Source organism: Pontibacillus marinus BH030004 = DSM 16465 (assembly GCF_000425225.1).
Lineage (GTDB): Bacteria > Bacillota > Bacilli > Bacillales > BH030062 > Pontibacillus > Pontibacillus marinus.
Genome location: NZ_AULJ01000054.1, coordinates 1 through 20463, shown reverse-complemented (window position 1 = coordinate 20463; position 20463 = coordinate 1). Strand labels below are relative to the sequence as shown.

Below are 20463 nucleotides of genomic sequence, written 5' to 3'. Positions count from 1 at the left end.
ATGAGTTCTGTGTATTGTCGTTATTGCTATAAAGATATAAAAAAACGGGACGAACTTGTGACAGCAACAAATTATCTCCGCATTAGACCGTACCACTATCGTTGTTTTGGAGAGGTCGAACAGGAGACAATTGCAACCGTTCGATCTTGGAAACCTATGAATGGCCCTATGGGGAATATAACGTTTGCCATTTTACTTATATTTGTAGGTGTAATGGCTTTAACAAACATCTTTGGAGAAGTTGGAAATTTACTTGGGGCTCTTGCATTATATCCACTGATTTTACGAGTGTTATCGTTTTTCTTGTATGAATTAAGGGTTCCGGTTCAAAGAGATGAGAGGTAGAAGAGGTTTTGATAGGGAGCTCCGCACAGAAGAGGCAGAGCTCCACACGTAAATAAGTAAGTACCTCCCCAAACAACCCCACTCAATAACCTGCAAAGCATTTTTCCTTTAATTTGAAATCCTATTGTGGTAATGTATTAATGTTGCTTTGAAAAACCTCATGCTTACGAGCGCGGTGAATCACTCGTCATTCAATCACAGAATCGTGAAAGGAGAATGACTCGATGAAAAACCATCCCGATTATCTAGAAGAAGAGGAACGTTTACGCTTTACAAAAGCGTATATGGATTCTGTCATCGCAGCTCAAGAAACCGACCAAGAGACGTTGAAGAAACGTCAAGAAAGTACTGTTGCTTCACTCGACTTTAAAGATAGTAGTTTGAAGTATCAGGACATGCTGAATCATGCAAATTTTATGCAGATGTCACGAGAGCAACTCAAGAACCTCAAAAGACTCCGGAAGAAACCGTATTTTGCCCGCATTAATTATCAACGTAAAGAGAAAGCAGAAGAAGAGATTTTTTACATAGGAAAGGTATCGTTATTTGATCGTGAAACCCAGCAGCCGATCATTTTGGATTGGCGTTCTCCGTTAGCGAATGTGTATTATGAAGGTCGTTTGGGAGAGGTCAGTTATGAAGCACATGGGGAAACATATGAGGGGCACGTATCTCTTAAACGCCAGTACTCCATTGAAGGTGGAGAACTATTAGACTTTCAGGATATCGATATCACCACGAAAGATGACTTGCTTCAAAGTTCTTTATCTCAAAATGCAGACCACCGTTTGACTGAAATTGTTTCAACCATCCAAGAAGAACAAAACCGTGTTATACGAGCAGATCTCCGCAAGCCCATTATTGTACAAGGTGCAGCAGGGAGCGGAAAAACAACCATTGCTCTCCACCGTGTATCTTATTTTTTGTACACTTTAAAAGACATTTTCCATCCTTATGAAATGCTGATTTTAGCACCCAATCGCTTGTTTATTGATTATATGAAAGAAATTCTACCAGAGTTAGGTGTGGATCAATCACGTTCAACAACTTTTGCAGACTTTGTTCAGCTCGTTACGGAACATGGATTTGATGTACAAACACAACATGAAACCTTGATGAATGCGCTGGAAACCCAAGAAAATCAAAAAGTGCTAAATATAGCTGAGTTAAAAGGATCACCGCAATTTGAAAATATATTAGAGCGGTATATCTATGAAATTAAGAAAGAGTTTATTGTAGAGGATGACTTTATGGTAGCTGGCTTTCGTATTGTAAATGGGAAAAGGATCAAGCAAATGTTTTTAGAGGATTATGCCTATCTTCCTTATTACAAGCGAAAAGAAAAAATACGCCAAATTCTCATGAGTGATATGCGGCGCAAGAAAAAAGTCATGTTAGATAAAATGAAGAAACGTTATGATGATGAATTGGACAAAGCCATGTATGGCATAAAAGATCCTGATAAACGCAAAAGGCGAGTTAGTTTCTTACTTGATCAAAAAGAATCCAAGTTGAAAGAGATTGAAACGGAATCTAAAAAAGGTGTCCGAACCTATATGAAAAAGTTCCCGAATCGTTCTCTTAATTCCTATTTTAAGAGGCTTTATCAGGAAGATGACACGTTTTATCATGCTTTTGAAAAAGTTAGCGAAAGGGAGAGGGAGTCCATTCGCAAGCACTCCTTGCACCAAATTCGCAAGAAAAAAGTAGATGCTGAGGATTTAGCCACCGTCCTGTACTTGCAGGCAGTGTTATATGGGGTGGAGAAGGATTATAAGGCGAAAAAGGTCGTTATTGATGAAGCGCAGGATTATTCTTATATGGAATTTGTCAGTCTAAAGAGAAGCTTAAACACGGAATTATTTACGATTGTGGGTGACTTGGCACAAGGGATCTATCGATACCGTGGTTTGAAGCATTGGCAATCATTGATAGATCATGTGTTTAAGGCACCTAACTACTTAACGCTTCAAAAAACATACCGAACTACGATAGATATTATGAGTGTTGCCAATCAAATTTTATCTTATATGGAGGATGATCTTCCTCAAGCAGAGCCGGTTGTAAGGCGCGGGGAAAAGCCTTCGTTTCATTCATTAAAAGATGATGCAAATTGGGGGAAGCGTCTCTATCATCAATACACTCAGCTTAAAGAGGAAGGATTTAAATCATTTGTTATCGTAGGGAAAACGTTACATGAATGTTATACCATATATAACGAACTAGAGCCGCACTTCTCACAAGATATTCAAGTGATTGATGACCATGAGGATATGGAAAAGAACAAAGCTGTAATTTTACCAGTTTATCTATCAAAAGGGTTAGAGTTTGATTGTGTATTTTTAGTAGGACTAGATGATCAATATCATCAAAATGAACTTGATATGAAATTGCTTTATGTCGCAATGACGAGACCTCTTCATAGACTGTATTTTTGGGGGGAATCTCATTCTACATTTTTACTGGATTTAGTCAATCCTGAAACAATTAATTAACAAAGTAAAGCACCTGGTTCACCTTGAAATACGTCGTTATCGACATATTTTAGGAGGTATCGGGTGCTTTTTTGTATGAGAAGCAGGAATAAGAGTTTTTTTGAAGGTTGGTTTCTTCAAAAGGGTTTGTTTATATAAAGTAGTTGTGCTTTTTTATGTAGTGCATCTAGAGTATGAGAAAGGGGAAATAGTATGAAAAAACAATTACTCATGGTTATTTCAATATTAGCTCTCGTATTTGTGTCAGCATGTGGAGCAAATGAGGCTAATGGAGAAAACGAGTTAGAGAAAATCATTTTTGCTGATGCTGGTTGGGATAGCATCCGTGTACATAATCGTATTGCAGCAACGATTTTAGAAGAAGGTTATGGTTATAAAACTGATGTAACGGCAGGATCCACAGCTGCAACCTTCCAAGGATTACGTCAGGGAGATATTCAAGTGTATATGGAAGTATGGACGAATAATATAAAGCAAGTTTATAACGAAGCTTTAGATCAAGGTGAAGTGAAAGAAGTTTCTGTTAACTTCGATGATAATTCATCTGGTCTATGGGTGCCAACTTATGTAATAGAAGGCGATAAAGAGCGAGGAATTGAGCCAATTGCACCTGGATTAAAAACAGTGGAAGATTTAAAAAATTACGCTCACATATTTAAAGATCCTGAACAGCCTGAAAAGGGAAGAATTATTGGTGCACCTTCAGGATGGGAATCTAGTAAAATTATTGAGCAAAAAGTAGAGACGTATGGATTAGAAGCAACCTATAATTACTTTCGTCCAGGATCTGACTCAGCCATTGTTTCATCCTTAGCTTCAGCCTATAAATCAGGTGAACCTTGGGTAGGATACTATTGGTCTCCTACATGGGTGACAAGCTTATATGATATGACCTTGTTACAAGAACCAGAGTATGACCCAGAGGTTTGGAAAGAGACAAAAGGGACTCAGACTCCTCCTAATACGGTAACAGTTGCAGTACACCAAGCTCTGGCTACACAGGCACCTGAGATTGTTGATTTTTTATCACAGTATAAAACCAGTAGTCAATTAACAGGGGATGCTCTTGTGTACTTGGAAAAAAATGATGCTTCACCAAAAGAAACAGCTAATTGGTGGTTAAAGAAACACCAAGATGTTTGGGGGAAATGGGTAGAAAAAGAAGTGAAAAATAAAGTATTAAAAGCCATAAAATAATAGAATTAAAAAAGTTGTAAGCGATAAATTATATCATCGCTTACAACTTTTTTTGTTAAACATTCTATTCTTGAAAGGAAAATTAAGTAATTTTGAAGTGTGAATTTGGATTAAACAAGAGCATGATACAGAAAACGTAAAAGAATGCTCATAAATTAAAAAGAGATAACAGTCATACAAAATAGTCGACAAATAATTCAAAATTCGACACTTCTTCAACTTTGTGAACTGCATGTTACTTTCCTTACAATAATTAACGTTGTTGTTTTTTAGCTCAGGAGGCGTTTACATGTTATTAATTACGATCGAAGATTTAACATCAAATCAACTAGCAGAATTACAGAAACAATTACCCTCTAATCAAAAAGTCTGTCATGTAACCACATCGTTGGACAAGAGTTCAATAGACTTTGAGCAAGTTCAGATCTGGATTACATATGGACATGACGTAACCGAGGAGCAATTAAAACGAATGCCTCATTTAAAGTGGATTCAAATATTTCAGGCTGGTGTTGAGCACCTTCCTTTTGAAGCCATTCGTTCAAGAAAGATTACGCTAACGAATATGAGAGGAATTCATGGGATACCAATGGCAGAATACACCTTGAGTATGCTGTTTCATCTAATGGGAAATGTACAGCGTTATCAAAAGAACCAAACTGAAAACATTTGGGATGATCTTGCCTTATTCCATGAGATTAACGGGAAAACAGCAACGATATTTGGAGCGGGAACCATTGGGACTGAGATTGCCAAAAAGCTTAAAGCAGTAGGACTAACCGTTTTCGGAGTAAACACATCTGGGAAGTTAAAGGAGCCCTTTGACGAGATGTACAGCTTACAAGATCGGCTTAAGGTGCTACAAAAAAGTGATTTTGTCATTCTCTTAATGCCAGTAACACCACAAACGGAACACTGTATAAGTGATAAAGAGTTCCTGGAGATGAGGAAAGAAGCTCATTTAATAAACATAGGGCGCGGGCCACTCATCAATGATGAAGCTTTATTGAGAGCTGTTCAGCAAAAACAGATTAAAGGTGCAGTTCTTGATGTTTTCGATGAGGAGCCTTTACCAAAAAATCATCCATTTTGGGATATAGATGAGATTCTAATAACTCCCCATGTCGCAGCCAAATCCCCGCGTTATTTAGATCGATGTATAGAGCAATTTGCTCATAATATACATGTGTTTCCACGATTTAAAGAGATGAAATTCGTAGTGGACACGACGAAAGGTTACTAGGAGGTCAACCATGTCATCACAGACAACGTTTCAAAGTGTAGAAGAAGAAAGGCAGCATATCAAAAATCGTTTAGCAGCGTCATTTCGAATCTTTTCGAAGTTTGGCTTTAACGATGGTTCAGCTGGTCACATAACCGCTCGTGATCCTGAGAACCCACACCATTATTGGGTGAATCCGTTCATGAAGCATTTCAGTCAGGTGAAAGCATCTGATTTGTTGCTTATCGATGAAGACGGAAAAGTTCTGGAAGGTGAAGGAGAAATTAACGGGGCTGCTATTGCTATTCATTCAGCAATCCATAAAGCTCGACCAGATGTTCACGCTGCAGCTCATGCCCATTCACCATATGGAATGGCATGGTCTACTTTAGGTAGGTTATTAGATCCGATCACACAGGATGCTTGTACGTTTTATAACGACCACTCGTTATTTGACGATTATACGGGCGTGGTATATGACGATTCTGAAGGAGATCGAATTGCAGATTCTTTAGGAGGTAACAAAGCAGTTATCTTACGTAATCATGGACTTCTTACCGTTGGACAATCCGTGGATGAAGCAGCCTGGTGGTTTGTGGCGATGGAAAGAGCATGTCAGGTTCAAATGATGGCTGAGTCCACTGGAAGCAAACCAGTTTTAATTGATCCGGAAAGTGCAGCTCATACGTATGAACAAATGGGGCTTCCGGACATTGGAAAAGAAGATTTCAAGCCGCTCTACGATATGATTATTAAAGAGCAGCCTGATTTACTAGATTAATAAAATAAAGGGAGAGTTTATTTTGAAAAAAATACTTATGATGCTTTCTTTCATGGTACTTGTTGTATTAACAGCATGTGGCGGAAGCGAAAACGTAAGTGGAGAAAATGGAGAAGAGAAGAAACTAGATAAAATTGTCTTTGCTGATGCAGGATGGGATAGTATTCGTGTGCACAATGCCATTGCTGCAAACGTATTTGAACATGGTTACGGCTATGAAACGAGTGTAACAAACGGTTCTTCTGCAGCTACACTGACAGGCCTGAGAGAAGGCGACATTAATGTGTACATGGAAGTTTGGACGGACAATATGAAGAAGGTTTACGGTGAAGCGATTGAATCTGGCGACATTAAGAAGCTTTCAACAAACTTTGATGATAACAAGCAAGGTTTGTGGGTTCCAACTTATGTGATCGAAGGTGACCAAGAACGTGGTATTGAGCCAATGGCACCTGATTTGAAAACGATGAAAGACTTAGAAAAGTATAAAAATGTATTCCAAGACCCTGAGGACCCAAGTAAAGGTCGTATTGTAGGTGCGCCATCAGGTTGGTTATTAAGTGAATACCTTGATACAAAAGTAGATACGTATGGCTTGCGCGAAGAGTATAACTACTTCCGTCCAGGTTCTGACTCTGCAATTATAACGTCTCTTGCAGCAGCTTATGAAGATGGAAAGCCTTGGGTAGGTTACTACTGGTCTCCTTCTTGGGTAACGTCTATGTATGATTTAACACTACTAGAAGAGCCTGAGTTTAATGAAGAAACATGGGAGAAGAATAAAGGTACAGAATTCCCGCCTAATGATGTAGTAGTAGCTGTTCATAAAGATTTCCCTGAACAAGCACCAGAGTTAACGAAGTTTCTAGAACAATATGAAACAAGCAGCGCATTAACTGGTGAAACGCTTGTTTATATGAAAGAAAATGAAGCCTCTGCAGAAGAAGCAGCAGTTTGGTGGATGAAGAAGCACGAAGATCTATGGACAAAATGGTTACCTGAAGATGTAGCTAAAAAAGTAAAAGAAGGAATTAAGTAATTTTAAAAAAGGTGGAGCTTTATGCTTCACCTTTTTTTACGTTAGGAAAGAAAAAAATTTAGCAACGGAGCAACTCGACGTAGTGAAAATCTAAAGTATGAAGTATAAGCCCTACAAAGCCTCTATCTGCACCTTAAAAGGCTTGCCAGTCGGCAAATTTTCTTTAATAGCTTATTATAAAAAATAGTAACAATAGTAATGAAATAGAGAATAGCCCCGTCAAAATAGGGTGTGAAGCCATTTTGACTCTATTTTTAATATATAAAAATAACTTATCCATTCCCATAAATATGAATGATTACTAGTTTATATGAATAACTGATTTGGGAATAGTGTATATAACCACTACTATGTAAAGGATATAAATAACCAAATTTTGAATATTCAAGAGTATTATCGAGGAAAACCTTCAATTTCAATATGAAAGCGATATATTTACCTGCTAGCTATACTTACTATAAATAACGACGAAATGCGACACATTATGCGTTTTGAGTTTGTGGTGCATTTTTCTGTAAAATTATAATTGTTGTCAAGAAAGGACAACGACATCTTAGGAGGCGATAGAAGAAGTCGGATTTCCTGTTAAACGTTTTTTAGCATGATCAAATAAAACATCCTCATACGGATTCAACGTATTATTTACTACAGTAGTTCCTCTCCGTCACGTCCTTTAAACGTGATGACCAATTGACTTAACAAATCTCCGCAACTTAAATAATGTTTTCCTTTCCTTAGAGTCTGTGTTCTACATACGTTTCTTTCCTGATTAGAACCAGACGTGCACACAAAATGAGAATGTATGTGCTAAAAAGCTTTAACTAATACGTAAAAAAATGTGAATTTATTCACAAATTAAAAGGGGAGAGTATTTTATGAAAAAGCAAGTTATATTACTAATGTCAGCTTTGATGCTTGTTGTACTAGCTGCTTGTGGAAACAGTGAAGATGCAAGCGGTGAAGGCGAAAAATCAGCAACGATCACATTTGGTGATGCTGGTTGGGATAGTATTCGCGTACACAACTACATTGCTGGAACAATCATTACAGAAGGTTATGGACATAAAATGGAAGTTACTTCTGGGTCAACACCAGCTACAACACAAGGTTTACGTGAAGGTGACATCGACATCATGATGGAGATGTGGACAGATAACATTATTGAAGTATATAACGAAGCGATTGAAAAAGATGAAATTATGGAGCTTTCTGTTAACTTCGATGATAATGCTCAAGGATTCTGGGTACCTACTTACGTAATTGAAGGTGACGAAGAACGTGGAATTGAACCAATGGCTCCTGAATTAAAAACTGTAAAAGATCTAGAGAAATATCCTGAACTATTTGAAGACCCTCAAGATCCAGGTAAAGGGCGGGTTATTGGTGCGCCGTCAGGTTGGGCTGTTGATGAAATCTTAGCTACAAAGATGAAAACATATGGTATTGATGACAAAATAAATTATTTCCGTCCAGGTTCTGATGCTGCAATTGTAACATCTCTATCAGATGCTTATGAGTCGGGTGAACCATGGGTCGGTTATTACTGGTCTCCAACTTGGGTGACAGGAATGTATGATCTTACTTTACTTGATGAACCGGATTACGATAAAGAAACATTTGAGAAAAACCGTGGAACAGAAATTCCACCAAACACTGTAACAGTTGCGGTTAATAGTGGTATGGAAGACAAGGCTCCAAAAGTTATTGAATTCTTACGTAACTATGAAACTAGCAGTGAACTAACTGCTGAGGCTCTTAAATACATGAAAGAAAATGATGCTTCTGAAGAAGAAGCAGCAAAATGGTGGTTAAAACAACATGAAGACCTTTGGACAGAGTGGGTTCCAGAGGACGTAGCTAAAAAAGTTAAAGACTCACTATAAAAGGAAGTTCTGAGATGAAGAGGCGATACGAAGTGCCTCCACTTTTTGAACACGTCCGATAAGAATAAAAGTAGTTGGCCCACTTCTACTGGTCAGCTACTTTTTTCAATTCTATTAAAAAATCCATTATTTACTAAAGAGAGGTGAATGAATCGCCGTAAAGGTGATTCTACTATGAACAGTTCTTTTCCCGACATAAGGTTTGAAGTTGGTAAAGTAGTTTCAGATTTTGTTGACTGGATCGATACGACATTTGAACCATTATTTGATTTTATATTTCAGATTGCATCTTCAACTATACTGGGTATAGAAGATGGTTTGTTGTTCCTACCATGGTGGGTGTTTCTAGCAATCGTATTCTTGCTAGGATGGCGTTTTAAATCTATTTCATCAGGGATCATGTATGCTGCCTTCATGTTTTTAGTAGGTACTTTTGGGTTATGGGCAGTCCTTATGACCACAATAGCCATTGTACTCACATCAGTGGTCATATCATTATTGTTAGGGATTCCACTAGGCGTATTAATGGCGTTTAGCAAAGGGTTCTCTGTTGTTATGAAACCTATATTAGACGCAATGCAGACGATGCCAAGCTTTGTCTATTTAATTCCAGCTATTTTCTTCTTTGGATTAGGAAATGTTTCGGCTGTATTTGCAACGTTAATTTATTCATTGCCACCAGTCATTCGATTGACTGAATTAGCTATTCGAAATGTTGATTCAGAAGTGATTGAATCTGCAGAATCATTTGGTTCTTCAAGATGGCAAATGCTTAAAAAAGTTCAGCTACCTCAAGCTCTTCCAACAATTATGGCTGGGGTTAACCAAACAACAATGATGGCTTTAGCCATGGTTGTAATTGCGTCAATGGTTGGAGCAAAAGGTCTTGGTGAACAGGTACTAATTGCGATTAACCGAATTGATATCGGTCTTGGTTTTGAAGCCGGAATTAGTATCGTATTCCTAGCGATTTTAATTGACCGTATTACAGGTGGTATTGCTAGCCGCTTCCAACGCCAAAAGGAGGCTAAATAATGAGTGAAAATATTAAAATGAAAGTTCAAAACATCTCAAAAATATTTGGTCCTAAGCCTAAATCCATTATTCCAATGGTTCAAGAAGGGAAAGAAAAGGATCAAATCCTAGCTGAGACAGGTCATACAGTTGGTGTATATAATGCTTCTATGGATATTAAACAGGGTGAGATCTTCGTTATTATGGGACTATCCGGTAGTGGTAAGTCCACACTCATCCGTTGTTTAAACCTTTTGAACAAGCCAACAGATGGCGGGATTTATGTAGATGGAGAAAATGTGGTTGAGTATAATAACGCTCAGCTTAAAAAATACCGTCAAAATAAAATTGCAATGGTTTTCCAGCACTTTGGATTGTTTAGTCACCGTACGATCTTAGGCAACGTTGAGTATGGTCTTGAGATCCGTGAAGTTCCAAAATCTGAACGTCGTGAAATCGCGATGAAGAATATCGAAATTGTTGGATTAAAAGGTTATGAAAATAAGTATCCTGATGAATTATCAGGGGGGATGCAGCAGCGTGTAGGGCTTGCACGTGCTTTAGCGAATGATCCAGATATTTTGCTGATGGATGAACCTTTTAGTGCATTGGATCCTCTTATTCGTCGCGAAATGCAATTAGAGCTCTTAGATATCCAGGAGCGTTTGCAAAAAACGATTGTATTCATCACACATGATGTGAACGAAGCATTTAAGATCGGTGACCGTGTAGCTGTTATGAAAGACGGTAAAGTGGAGCAGATCGGAACGCCTGAAACTATTCTAGAGCATCCGGCAAACGACTATATTGAAGACTTTATCGCAGACATTGATCGCTCTAAAGTTCTTCAAGCTGAGCATATCATGATTCAACCAAATGCTCTTGTTTCCCTGAAAGACGGCTTGAAAGTAGCTGTTAAGGAAATGAAAGATAACGGCATTTCAAGTGTCTTCGTTGTCGATCGTCAACGACACCTGCAAGGCATTGTTACAATTGATGATGCGATAGAAGGCATTCGAGATAAGAAGTCACTTGAAGATGTTCTGATTACAGATGTGAACACTGTAAAACGAGATGAATATGTGAATGACCTTATTCCAAAAGCATTAGACTCTAAATTCCCACTTGCTGTAGTAAGTGATGATCATCGAGTAGAAGGATTTATTCTACGCGTTCACGTTCTTTCAGGTTTAATTGGTGATGAATCCGAACAAGAAGAACCTGTACAAGCAGGAGTATAGTTTTTCTACAAAACTACCCCAAACGGCATGTATTCTTATAAGAAGGAAGTCTCTTTTTTCCCATCAAGAGGCTTCCTTTTTTTATATCCTTTAATGGTTGTGTTATTCTTTGAGATATCAATAATAATTTGGAGGCGGTTGATTTGAGTCTGAATTCTACCACAAATCTTCACAACGGTGTGAAAATGCCTTGGATGGGTTTAGGTGTTTATAAAATGGATGTAGAAAATGGCGAAGCGAGAGATGCTGTGTTATCCGCTATAGAAGTGGGGTATCGTAGTATTGATACAGCTTCATTCTATAAAAATGAGGAAGGGGTAGGAGAAGCTCTACAGAAAACCAATGTACCAAGAGAGGATCTTTTTATTACCACCAAAGTATGGAATGATGAACAGGGGTATGAAGAGACGCTTGAAGCCTTTGAGCGTAGTCGAAAGAAACTAGGTTTAGAATATCTAGACTTATATCTTATACATTGGCCTGTACCAGGGAAGTATAAGGATACGTGGAAAGCACTTGAAAAGCTTTATAATGATGGGAAGGTTAAAGCGATTGGTGTTAGTAACTTTCTTCCTCACCATTTAGATGAATTACTAAAAGATGCTACGATTAAACCAATGGTGAACCAGGTTGAACTTCATCCTCAATTAAACCAGCCAGAATTACGAGCGTATTGTGATGAACATGATATTCAACTAGAGGCTTGGTCACCTTTAGCACGGGGCAAGTTTTTTGATGATCCGATCATCCAAGAGCTAGCTGAAAAATATTCAAAGACACCTGCTCAAGTTATTTTGCGTTGGGATTTTCAGCACGGGATCGTAACCATTCCAAAATCATCGAGTAAAGAACGTCAGTCGGAGAATGCTGATATCTTTGATTTTGAATTATCCGCACGTGAAATGAACCGACTTGAGTCGTTAAACGAGGACGAGCGAATCGGGCCTCATCCGGATGAGTTTGATTACTCGAAATAAAATTTCTCTATATAGCACATGTGGTTATAAAAATCACATGTGTTTTTATATGGGGAGGGTTATTCTGGTTAATGGCAGGATTGTTGAAGACTTGAAACTGAGAGGAGTCCGTTGCTGTTGGTGAGGAGAGGGGATCCGTTACGTTTATGCAGTTCGGAGGGGTGTGTTCTCGTGGGAGGGGACATTATTCCCTCGGGTAGGCGACAGAATCCCACGGGTAGGCGACAGAATCCCTTGGGTAGGTGACGGAATCCCTTGGGTAGGTGACGGAATCCCTCGGGTAGGTGATGGAATCCCTCGGGTAGGTGATGGAATCTCTCGGGAAAGCGACGGAATCCCTCGGGTAGGCGACAGAATCCCACGGGTAGGCGACGGAATCCCTCGGGAAAGCGACGGAATCCCTCGGGTAGGTGATGGAATCGCTCGGGTAGGCGACAGAATCCCTCGGGTAGGTGATGGAATCGCTCGGGTAGGCGACAGAATCCCTCGGCTAGGCGACGGAATCGCTCGGGTAGGTGATGGAATCCCTCGGCTAGACGAAGAATTCCCTCGGCCCCTCCACTGCCTCCTCGCACTTTATCTCAATTCCAAGTCTTCCACAAACAGGAGCTTTAACGGAAAAAGAGCTATTGAAAGAGATTGTTCTCTTTTCAATAGCTCTATATCGTTTATTCTTTTGGTAAAACCTTAGAACGAGTCAGAAAGCGTACACCTTCTGGACCTTCGAGAGAAAACATTCCACCACGGCCTTCAACGACATCAATAATGAGCTGGGTATGCTTCCAATACTCATATTGTTTCTTATTCATGTAAAAGGGACAACCGCCTATTTCTCCTAAATAAACATCCGATTTCCCAATCATCATCTCGTCTTCCGGATAGCACATCGGTGAACTACCATCGCAGCAACCTCCAGATTGATGAAACAGAAGAGGTCCGTGTTTCTTCTTCAGTTTTTCAATTAAATCGAGAGTAGCCTGCGTTGCCGTGACTCGTTCCATATTAATAAAATCCTAACTTCTGTGCACTGTAGCTTACGAGCATATTTTTCGTTTGCTGGTAGTGGCCAAGCATCATTTTATGAGTTTCACGTCCAATACCAGACATCTTGTATCCGCCGAATGCAGCGTGTGCAGGGTATGCGTGGTAGCAGTTCGTCCATACACGTCCAGCTTCGATACCACGGCCGAAGTGATAAGCTGTATTGACATTACGTGTCCAAACACCAGCACCTAATCCGTATAGTGTATCGTTCGCAATAGAGAGAGCTTCTTCATCATCTTTGAATGTTGTTACAGAGACAACTGGGCCGAAGATTTCTTCTTGGAAGACTCTCATATCATTTGTTCCTTTAAAGATGGTAGGGTTCACATAATAACCTTCGCTTAAATCACCTTCAAGCTTGTTTTGTGTTCCTCCAACGAGACATTCTGCGCCTTCTTCTTTACCAATATCAAGATAAGAAAGGATCTTGTCTAACTGTTCACTTGATGCCTGGGCACCCATCATTGTTTCAGTATCAAGTGGATTCCCTTGCTTGATTTGTTTCACTCGTTCAATAGCACGTTCCATGAATTCATCATAAATATCTTCATGAATGAGTGCACGAGATGGACAAGTACAAACCTCACCTTGGTTTAAGGCAAACATTACGAAGCCTTCAATTGCTTTATCAAGGTAATCATCATCTTGGTCCATAACATCCTTAAAGAAGATGTTTGGTGACTTACCACCAAGTTCAAGTGTGACAGGGATGATGTTTTGAGATGCATACTGCATGATCAGGCGACCTGTTGTTGTTTCACCAGTGAATGCAATTTTAGAAATACGGTCGCTTTGGGCAAGTGGTTTACCTGCTTCTACACCGAAACCATTCACTACGTTCACAACACCTTCAGGTAGAAGATCACCAACAAGCTCCATTAGAACCATAATAGAAGCTGGAGTTTGTTCAGCAGGCTTCAGTACAACACAGTTCCCAGCAGCTAGGGCAGGTGCAAGCTTCCATGTAGCCATTAAAATTGGGAAGTTCCAAGGAATGATTTGTCCAACTACCCCTAGTGGTTCGTGGAAATGGTAAGCAATGGTGTCACCGTCAACTTCACCGATTGTGCCTTCTTGAGCACGAATAGCTCCAGCAAAATAGCGGAAGTGGTCGATCGCAAGTGGAAGGTCTGCCATAAGGGTTTCACGAACTGCTTTTCCGTTATCCCATGTCTCTGCGACAGCTAGCATTTCAAGATTTTCTTCCATACGATCAGCAATTTTGAGTAATACATTCGCTCTTTCAGTTGTAGAAGTTTTTCCCCATGAGGCTTTTGCTTTTTCAGCTGCATCGATTGCTAAGTTAATGTCATCTTCTGTTGAGCGAGCAACTTTACAAAATGCTTTGCCTGTAACAGGACTTACATTGTCAAAATACTCACCTTGGGATGGGGCTGTCCATTTGCCACCAATATAGTTTTCGTAACGATCTTTAAACGTCACCTTTGAATTTTGTTCTCCTGGATTTGCGTAGATCATTTCTTACTACCTCCTTCAATAATAAAAATCCTTGTTACACAACTGAAAGCGATTTCAAAATTCCACTTATGTAAGTAAAGCTGTGCAATAAAATATATTCAACTCTATTCTAAATATTCTGATAAATATTTGCAAGAAATTTCTGGACTATGTAAATTGTAGTTCGCATAAGAAAAACCTAGCCCTTCATGTTATGAAGGCTAGGTTTAATTCGTTATTTGATTATTCCATGACGTAGAATTTTTGCATTAACATTAAAATCAACTTCTATATTAGGGATCATTTCTCTCCATTTTTTCTCGGTTAATTCAATATTCCGACTCGAATTCTCATACATTCGTCCAAAACCAACTGGATCCACTTTATTTTCAATTATGAGTTCCGTGAATTCTTTTAGATTCTCTTCCAATTGTTTTGAAAGTTGTTCTTCCATTAGTTTTAACACTTTACGTTCCTGTAATTTAATATCCTCTGAAATCTCTATGATTCTTGTCGATAAACGTATATCCACCTTATATTTGAGCGCATTTGGATCAGTAAGGGTAATGTTGCTTTTACTGCGTATTTCATCCATCGTGATATAAACCCCTTCCACATCTTCATTTACCCTTCCTCTTAAGTGAGGAAGAAAGGGATCCTTTGGTAGTTTTAGCTCTAAATGACCTGCTTGGAAACGATCTAATATCAGCTTTAAGTAAAACCCTTGTTTCACAGGAATCTCTGTGACAAATTGGTCTCCTTGGAATAAGGCTAAATGGAAAATAACGGGTTTATTATCACTAAGACCTAACATAGGTAGAGTAGGATCTAGACCTACATCATGAAAATCATGCGTGAAATGATGAAGAGTACTAGGTGGAAGAACCTCATCATCAATATTTTTCTCTATCAATCCATGAAGGTAAGCTCCAATGTCCGGTGCATCCTCCATTTTATTCGACTGAATAATGTCCTGAGCCCTATCTTCAGCAACTGTTAAGTATAATATATCAGAAATAGCCGCATCTCTGGCTAAAGTATCAATGATTCTCCCTAATCCTTTTTCTGCAGCTTTTCGACCAAATACGACAAGTCTTAACTGGCCGGAAACAAGTTTTTTGCTCGACTTTAAGTTACCATCTTGACGGATCCCTTTCGAAGTTTTTGCAGTGCTCGTAACAATTTGTGATACGTTTTGTGCATTAGGATCAAACTGAAAGAAAGCCATAGTTCCTTGTAAGAAACCGTCATCTAATAGGTCAAATCCTATAGTGGTTACTATACCAAGCTTTTCAATGTATTTCTTTTCGACGCATCCAGTCATAAGTATGCATACAATGAGTAGAGGGATGAATTTTTTCATGAATGCTCCCCTCGCTTTCTTTGCAATTTTTTCTTAATCCATACAATGGGAAAGAGAATCAAAGGATATACGAAAACAATATAAAAACCAACTTTAGCTGATATGTCTGTTAACGTATTAATATTTATTCGATACTGAAATATGGAAGAAAAGATAAAAAGTAATATTGTAACAATATAGATTGCATACTTTTCCCTTGCACCATACAGTCTTTTAAAACAGTGGCTTAAAACCCAAGTAAATATAATGATATTAGGTAAAATGATTAACATCCATAACGCAACCGCAATAACGTCAAACCGTTCTATAAATGGCAAACGAATGATTTTAAACAAGGATAAAGTGGGCCAAATAAGTCTGTTTATTTGATCTGGACTGAAATACCCTATCGTTACAAAAACGACAGAGAATGTGATGATGACAGTTAGTAAGACACCAAGTTGAGCGGAAAGATGTGCTTTATTCTTATTCTTTATATATGGATAAGCAAAGAGTAGAACCTCTAATCCTAAAAAAGTATAGGTTGTTTTATATGTCCCTTGTATGAGTTCACTTAAAGAGACATTAAGTATAGGGAAAAAGTGATTCATATCCATAAGAGTTATAGGCTTAGAAAGAAATAAGGATAATCCAATGGTGATTAAAAAAAAGAGAAAAGCAGCCCCCACAACTACCCGGATTCCTCCTAATGCGGCATACAGACTAAGAGATAATAAGAAGAAGCTAATTAACCATGTGGGCATTGTAGGGAAAAGGTAAACCTGGACAACTTCAACGTAATTTAAAATGACAGTCATAATGACAACAAAAATATAAATGGTGATACATGTACCGAGGACAAGATTAATCCACTTCCCAAACACATCTCTTTGAATGCCAAATAAATCAGTATTTTGATATTGCTCAAGCATTTTTATCATCACAAAAATAATCAGGTGCATCCAAAGTCCAGCTATAAGAATGGATATCCAAGCATCATGTTTGGCAGCTTGAAAGATATGGGTGGTAACCCCCATAAGACCTGCTCCAACTTGCATGGTATGAATCAGAAAGAATAAATAAAAAGCTTGTATTTGGGTTCCTTTTGATATGTCCAGGTTGATTCGCATTGATATCCCTACTTATCATCATGATCTTTTTTCTTACGAGCTCTCTTTTCAGGATATTTTTGGATATCCTTCGGTTGATTCGCAATAGGTCTGTGTGTACTTCGTGACCATGGAAGACGAAATATCGAATTGTCAAAATCCTTTGGTGTAAAAGGATATATAGGTATTAGGTATGGTCTTCCTATAGAGGTGACTTTTAGTAAGTGGATCAGTAGAAAGGATAAACCAAAAAATATCCCAACTAACCCATATAATCCAGATAAAATAATCATGGGGAAACGAACGATTCTAACAGCAGTCCCCATCATATAACTTGGAGCTGTAAAGGAAGCCAAGGCACTTAAAGCAATGATAATAATCAAAATGTTACTAGTAAAACCAGCTTTAACGGCCGCTTGCCCCAAAACAATACCTCCCACAATACCCATGGTTTGACCAACCTTTGTAGGAAGCCTAGCTCCTGCCTCTCGTAGTAATTCAATTAAGAGTTCTAGTAATAATGCTTCCAATACAGGTGGAAATGGAACATTTGACCTTGATTTACCAAGGGATACAAGAAGACTTGATGGAATAATTTCAACATGATAAGTCAAGGCAGCCACATACGCAGGTGTAAGAGAAATTGAAATAAACATGGCAAGCATACGTAATACTCGAATGAAAGTCCCCATATTCCATCGCATATATAAATCTTCAGTTGATTCAAAAAAACTGAAGATTGAAGCGGGTGCTACGATTGCGTTTGGACTCTTATCAACAAGAATTCCAATTTTACCTTTAGCCAAAGAATTACAGAGTCGGTCAGGTAACTCTGTGGTGATCATTTGGGGAAATACACTTGATGATTTATCTTCAATCATTTGAGCTAGTACATTAGAGTCAGCGATGGAATTGACTTTTAATTCTTCAATTCGTTGACGAATGGTATTCACATTTTCCTCGTTCGCAATATCTTTTAAATAGACAATACGAACCTCAGTTGGAATATCCTCACCAACGATCATTTTTTCCGTTTTGAAGTCTGTTGTATCCAGGCGCCAGCGCAAAATATTTAGGTTTGAAATCAGAGATTCTGTAAAAGCAATTTTAGGTCCAAATACAAGTGATTCATTCTCAGCTGTGGTAATAGCCCGTTTTTCAAGTTCAGGTGCTATATATGTAACCACACTACTATCCTGTTCAACATAGACACCAATTGAACCTTGAATAAGAGCTTTTGCAATTGGATCAATTTGATCTTTCTTTGATCCAGTACCTAAAGGAACTTTATTTAAAATGGACTGTGCATCCCATTGGTGATTAGCCGATAGAAGGGTACCTAATATACTTTTATCTAATTGAGCCTTATTAATTTGATATTGCAAGTAAAATACAACAATCTGCTTTTGTTCAACGGTATATGTTTGAAAGCTTAGATCTGGACTTTCATTAAATGTTTCCTTCAACTTTTGTTTGAGCTCATCGATTGTACAAGGGAAAAAACCATTAGAGCTCTGAGTTGAACTTTGATTGGTGCTCTGCTTACTAGAACGTCTAGATCGACGCATGTTTCATCACCCTCTATTTGTAGGCTAATTATCCATAGTATGAGGAAAATGCCTATATTTATGTAACCAGAATGATATTAGAATTCACTTAAAAAAGAAGAGTAGAGATCCAGTGTTAATCCAAGCTGGATTGGTGGCTATAATAATATTTATCTTGAAATTCACGATGTTTCCGGGACTTTTATACATATGAAAAGTGAAAAATCGAATACTAAAAGAAAGTAGGGAGAAGAAGACTTCATACATGGAGTTCAGTTCTCTATAAATTAGGTTCAAAAAGGAAGATGATGATGAGTTTACAATTGATTGAGGCCTATATCCCAAATAAGCATTTTGAATCTGTTGATGAAAAGCTACGAGATCATCCTCATACTTCCTATTGGGTATCGAGTGAATCTAAGGAACGGATGCTTGTACGGATTTTAGTGGATTCGGATGAGGTTGAAGATATATTAAATTATCTAGAAAGTGTAGCGAATGTAGCAGAAGGGTTTGAAACGCTTTTAATTCCAGTGAGGACATATCTATCTCGAGCGACATTAAATGAAGAGACTGAAGAAAAGAAAAAAGAGGTTGAAGAAGGAGAAGAGGAAGAAGATCAGGCTTTACTCATGCGAGCTAGTCGTCATGAGTTAATCACTTTTGTAGAGAAGAATAGCTTAACTACTTTGAATTATACGCTTCTCATTTTTTTATCCGCTGTAGTAGGATCAATGGGGTTTATTAAAGATAGTGAGGCTGTGGTCATTGGGTCTATGGTTATTGCACCTCTTATTGGTCCGGTTATTGCCACAGCTTTCGCAGCTATTTTAGGGGACTATCGTTTATTAGGGAAAGCTGCTCTCACCTCTCTTTTAGGTGTGGGGATCGTAATCGTTATTGCGATCGTCTTTAATTTTATTTTTGATATTGGGGTAGATACCAATCAGTATTGGGCAAGAACAGAGGTTACGGTTTCGGATTTTCTACTTGCTCTTGCAGCAGGTGGAGCTGGGTCTATTGCCACATTAAATAGAAAAGCGGGGAATCTCGTTGGGGTAATGGTAGCAGTGGCTTTACTTCCACCGAATATTGCGTTAGGTATGTCGATTGGAAAAGGTTTATGGGAGCAAGCGTATGGGTCTTTCTTGCTTGTGACTGTTAATATTATGTGTATCTTGTTATCTGCTGTTATTGTGTTTTCTTTAACAGGCATTCGTCCTGTACGTTGGAAAGAAGTGCAGCGAGCGAATGTGTCTCGATCCCTTTCAATTGTATTCGTGCTGCTCATTGTAGCATCTTTGATTTCCGTTATTTACTTTGGACAGGAAATTAAATTCGAATAAATTTCCATCAGACCCCAAGAAAAAATTTTCCTTCAACGTATATTATAACAACATTAAATTGAAGGAGAGGCGAAACCTTATGTCATCATTACAACGAATATGCAAGTGCTGTGGCTCACTTACACCAGTAACTCCTTTTATGTTTTGTGATGAATGCTTAGAAGAGCGTGAAACGGTTCGTCATTATCTTCGGGAACATCCAAACGCTTCACCTTTAGAAATTGCTCAACATACACATGTGCAAATTGAAAAAGTAACAAACCTTGTTCAGCAAGGAAGTTTAGTTTTACGGTGAAGCCGCTCTTTAATTTAGAGCGGTTTTTGTTTTATAGAAGACTTTTGCTACATAAGCCACCTATTGTTGAAGACTTAGTTTCGAGATAAAGTGCGTATGGTTCCGTTGCTTTTTTGCAGATAGGCGGG

At 38.4% G+C, this 20463-nt stretch carries 18 protein-coding genes; 13 read left to right on the top strand and 5 right to left on the bottom strand.

What is annotated here, in order from left to right; all coding sequences use genetic code 11:
• The 11 genes from H514_RS0112355 (at nt 1) to H514_RS0112305 (ending at nt 12885) form a co-directional block, all read left to right on the top strand.
• Nucleotides 1-345 carry a hypothetical protein gene (locus H514_RS0112355; protein WP_027447247.1) on the top strand — a complete coding sequence of 115 codons (345 nt, stop codon included), beginning with the start codon at nt 1-3 and terminating at the stop codon, nt 343-345.
• 224 nt (nt 346-569) lie between these two features.
• Nucleotides 570-2840 (top strand): RNA polymerase recycling motor HelD, encoded by a 2271-nt coding sequence (gene helD, locus H514_RS0112350; RefSeq protein ID WP_027447246.1) that lies wholly within the window; start codon nt 570-572, stop codon nt 2838-2840.
• Between the two features lie 192 nt (nt 2841-3032).
• Nucleotides 3033-4037, top strand: a complete 1005-nt coding sequence (locus H514_RS0112345; protein ID WP_027447245.1) for an ABC transporter substrate-binding protein — start codon at nt 3033-3035, stop codon at nt 4035-4037.
• 289 nt (nt 4038-4326) lie between these two features.
• Nucleotides 4327-5280, top strand: a complete 954-nt coding sequence (locus tag H514_RS22990; protein ID WP_036843216.1) for a D-2-hydroxyacid dehydrogenase — start codon at nt 4327-4329, stop codon at nt 5278-5280.
• Between the two features lie 10 nt (nt 5281-5290).
• Nucleotides 5291-6040: a class II aldolase/adducin family protein gene (locus H514_RS0112335; protein WP_027447244.1), complete on the top strand. Its 750-nt coding sequence runs from the start codon at nt 5291-5293 to the stop codon at nt 6038-6040.
• A 22-nt stretch (nt 6041-6062) separates the two neighbouring features.
• Nucleotides 6063-7079, top strand: coding sequence for an ABC transporter substrate-binding protein (locus tag H514_RS0112330; protein ID WP_027447243.1), 1017 nt, complete (start codon nt 6063-6065; stop codon nt 7077-7079).
• An 875-nt stretch (nt 7080-7954) separates the two neighbouring features.
• Nucleotides 7955-8962: an ABC transporter substrate-binding protein gene (locus tag H514_RS0112325; RefSeq protein WP_027447242.1), complete on the top strand. Its 1008-nt coding sequence runs from the start codon at nt 7955-7957 to the stop codon at nt 8960-8962.
• A 147-nt stretch (nt 8963-9109) separates the two neighbouring features.
• A complete protein-coding gene (locus tag H514_RS0112320; protein WP_231566638.1) occupies nt 9110-9997 on the top strand; it encodes an ABC transporter permease in 888 nt (295 codons plus the stop codon).
• Nucleotides 9997-11217, top strand: a complete 1221-nt coding sequence (locus tag H514_RS0112315; protein WP_027447240.1) for a quaternary amine ABC transporter ATP-binding protein — start codon at nt 9997-9999, stop codon at nt 11215-11217. Before H514_RS0112320 ends, H514_RS0112315 begins: the two co-directional genes overlap by 1 nt.
• A gap of 185 nt (nt 11218-11402) precedes the next feature.
• Nucleotides 11403-12194 carry an aldo/keto reductase gene (locus H514_RS0112310; RefSeq protein WP_051255131.1) on the top strand — a complete coding sequence of 264 codons (792 nt, stop codon included), beginning with the start codon at nt 11403-11405 and terminating at the stop codon, nt 12192-12194.
• A 163-nt stretch (nt 12195-12357) separates the two neighbouring features.
• Nucleotides 12358-12885 (top strand): hypothetical protein, encoded by a 528-nt coding sequence (locus H514_RS0112305; protein WP_027447238.1) that lies wholly within the window; start codon nt 12358-12360, stop codon nt 12883-12885.
• On the opposite strand, the gene H514_RS0112300 is transcribed toward H514_RS0112305, so the two are convergent.
• The 5 genes from H514_RS0112300 to H514_RS0112280 all read right to left on the bottom strand — a co-directional run bounded on the left by H514_RS0112300 (nt 12863) and on the right by H514_RS0112280 (nt 18715).
• On the bottom strand, nt 12863-13195 hold the full coding sequence (locus H514_RS0112300) for a DUF779 domain-containing protein (protein WP_027447237.1): 333 nt from the start codon (nt 13193-13195) through the stop codon (nt 12863-12865). The genes H514_RS0112305 and H514_RS0112300 overlap by 23 nt on opposite strands.
• Nucleotide 13196: 1 nt before the next feature.
• The gene (gene adh / locus H514_RS0112295; protein ID WP_027447236.1) at nt 13197-14717 is read right to left on the bottom strand and encodes an aldehyde dehydrogenase; all 1521 of its coding nucleotides are present in this window, start codon (nt 14715-14717) and stop codon (nt 13197-13199) included.
• Nucleotides 14718-14931: 214 nt separating this feature from the next.
• Nucleotides 14932-16059: a Ger(x)C family spore germination protein gene (locus H514_RS0112290; RefSeq protein ID WP_027447235.1), complete on the bottom strand. Its 1128-nt coding sequence runs from the start codon at nt 16057-16059 to the stop codon at nt 14932-14934.
• Nucleotides 16056-17168, bottom strand: a complete 1113-nt coding sequence (locus H514_RS0112285) for a GerAB/ArcD/ProY family transporter (RefSeq protein WP_027447234.1) — start codon at nt 17166-17168, stop codon at nt 16056-16058. Before H514_RS0112285 ends, H514_RS0112290 begins: the two co-directional genes overlap by 4 nt.
• A gap of 8 nt (nt 17169-17176) precedes the next feature.
• On the bottom strand, nt 17177-18715 hold the full coding sequence (locus tag H514_RS0112280) for a spore germination protein (RefSeq protein WP_027447233.1): 1539 nt from the start codon (nt 18713-18715) through the stop codon (nt 17177-17179).
• A 290-nt stretch (nt 18716-19005) separates the two neighbouring features.
• Here H514_RS0112280 and H514_RS0112275 point away from each other — a divergent pair, with 290 nt between their 5' ends.
• Nucleotides 19006-20040: a TIGR00341 family protein gene (locus H514_RS0112275; RefSeq protein WP_027447232.1), complete on the top strand. Its 1035-nt coding sequence runs from the start codon at nt 19006-19008 to the stop codon at nt 20038-20040.
• A 79-nt stretch (nt 20041-20119) separates the two neighbouring features.
• Nucleotides 20120-20335, top strand: coding sequence for a hypothetical protein (locus H514_RS0112270; protein WP_051255130.1), 216 nt, complete (start codon nt 20120-20122; stop codon nt 20333-20335).
• Nucleotides 20336-20463: the final 128 nt, after the last annotated feature.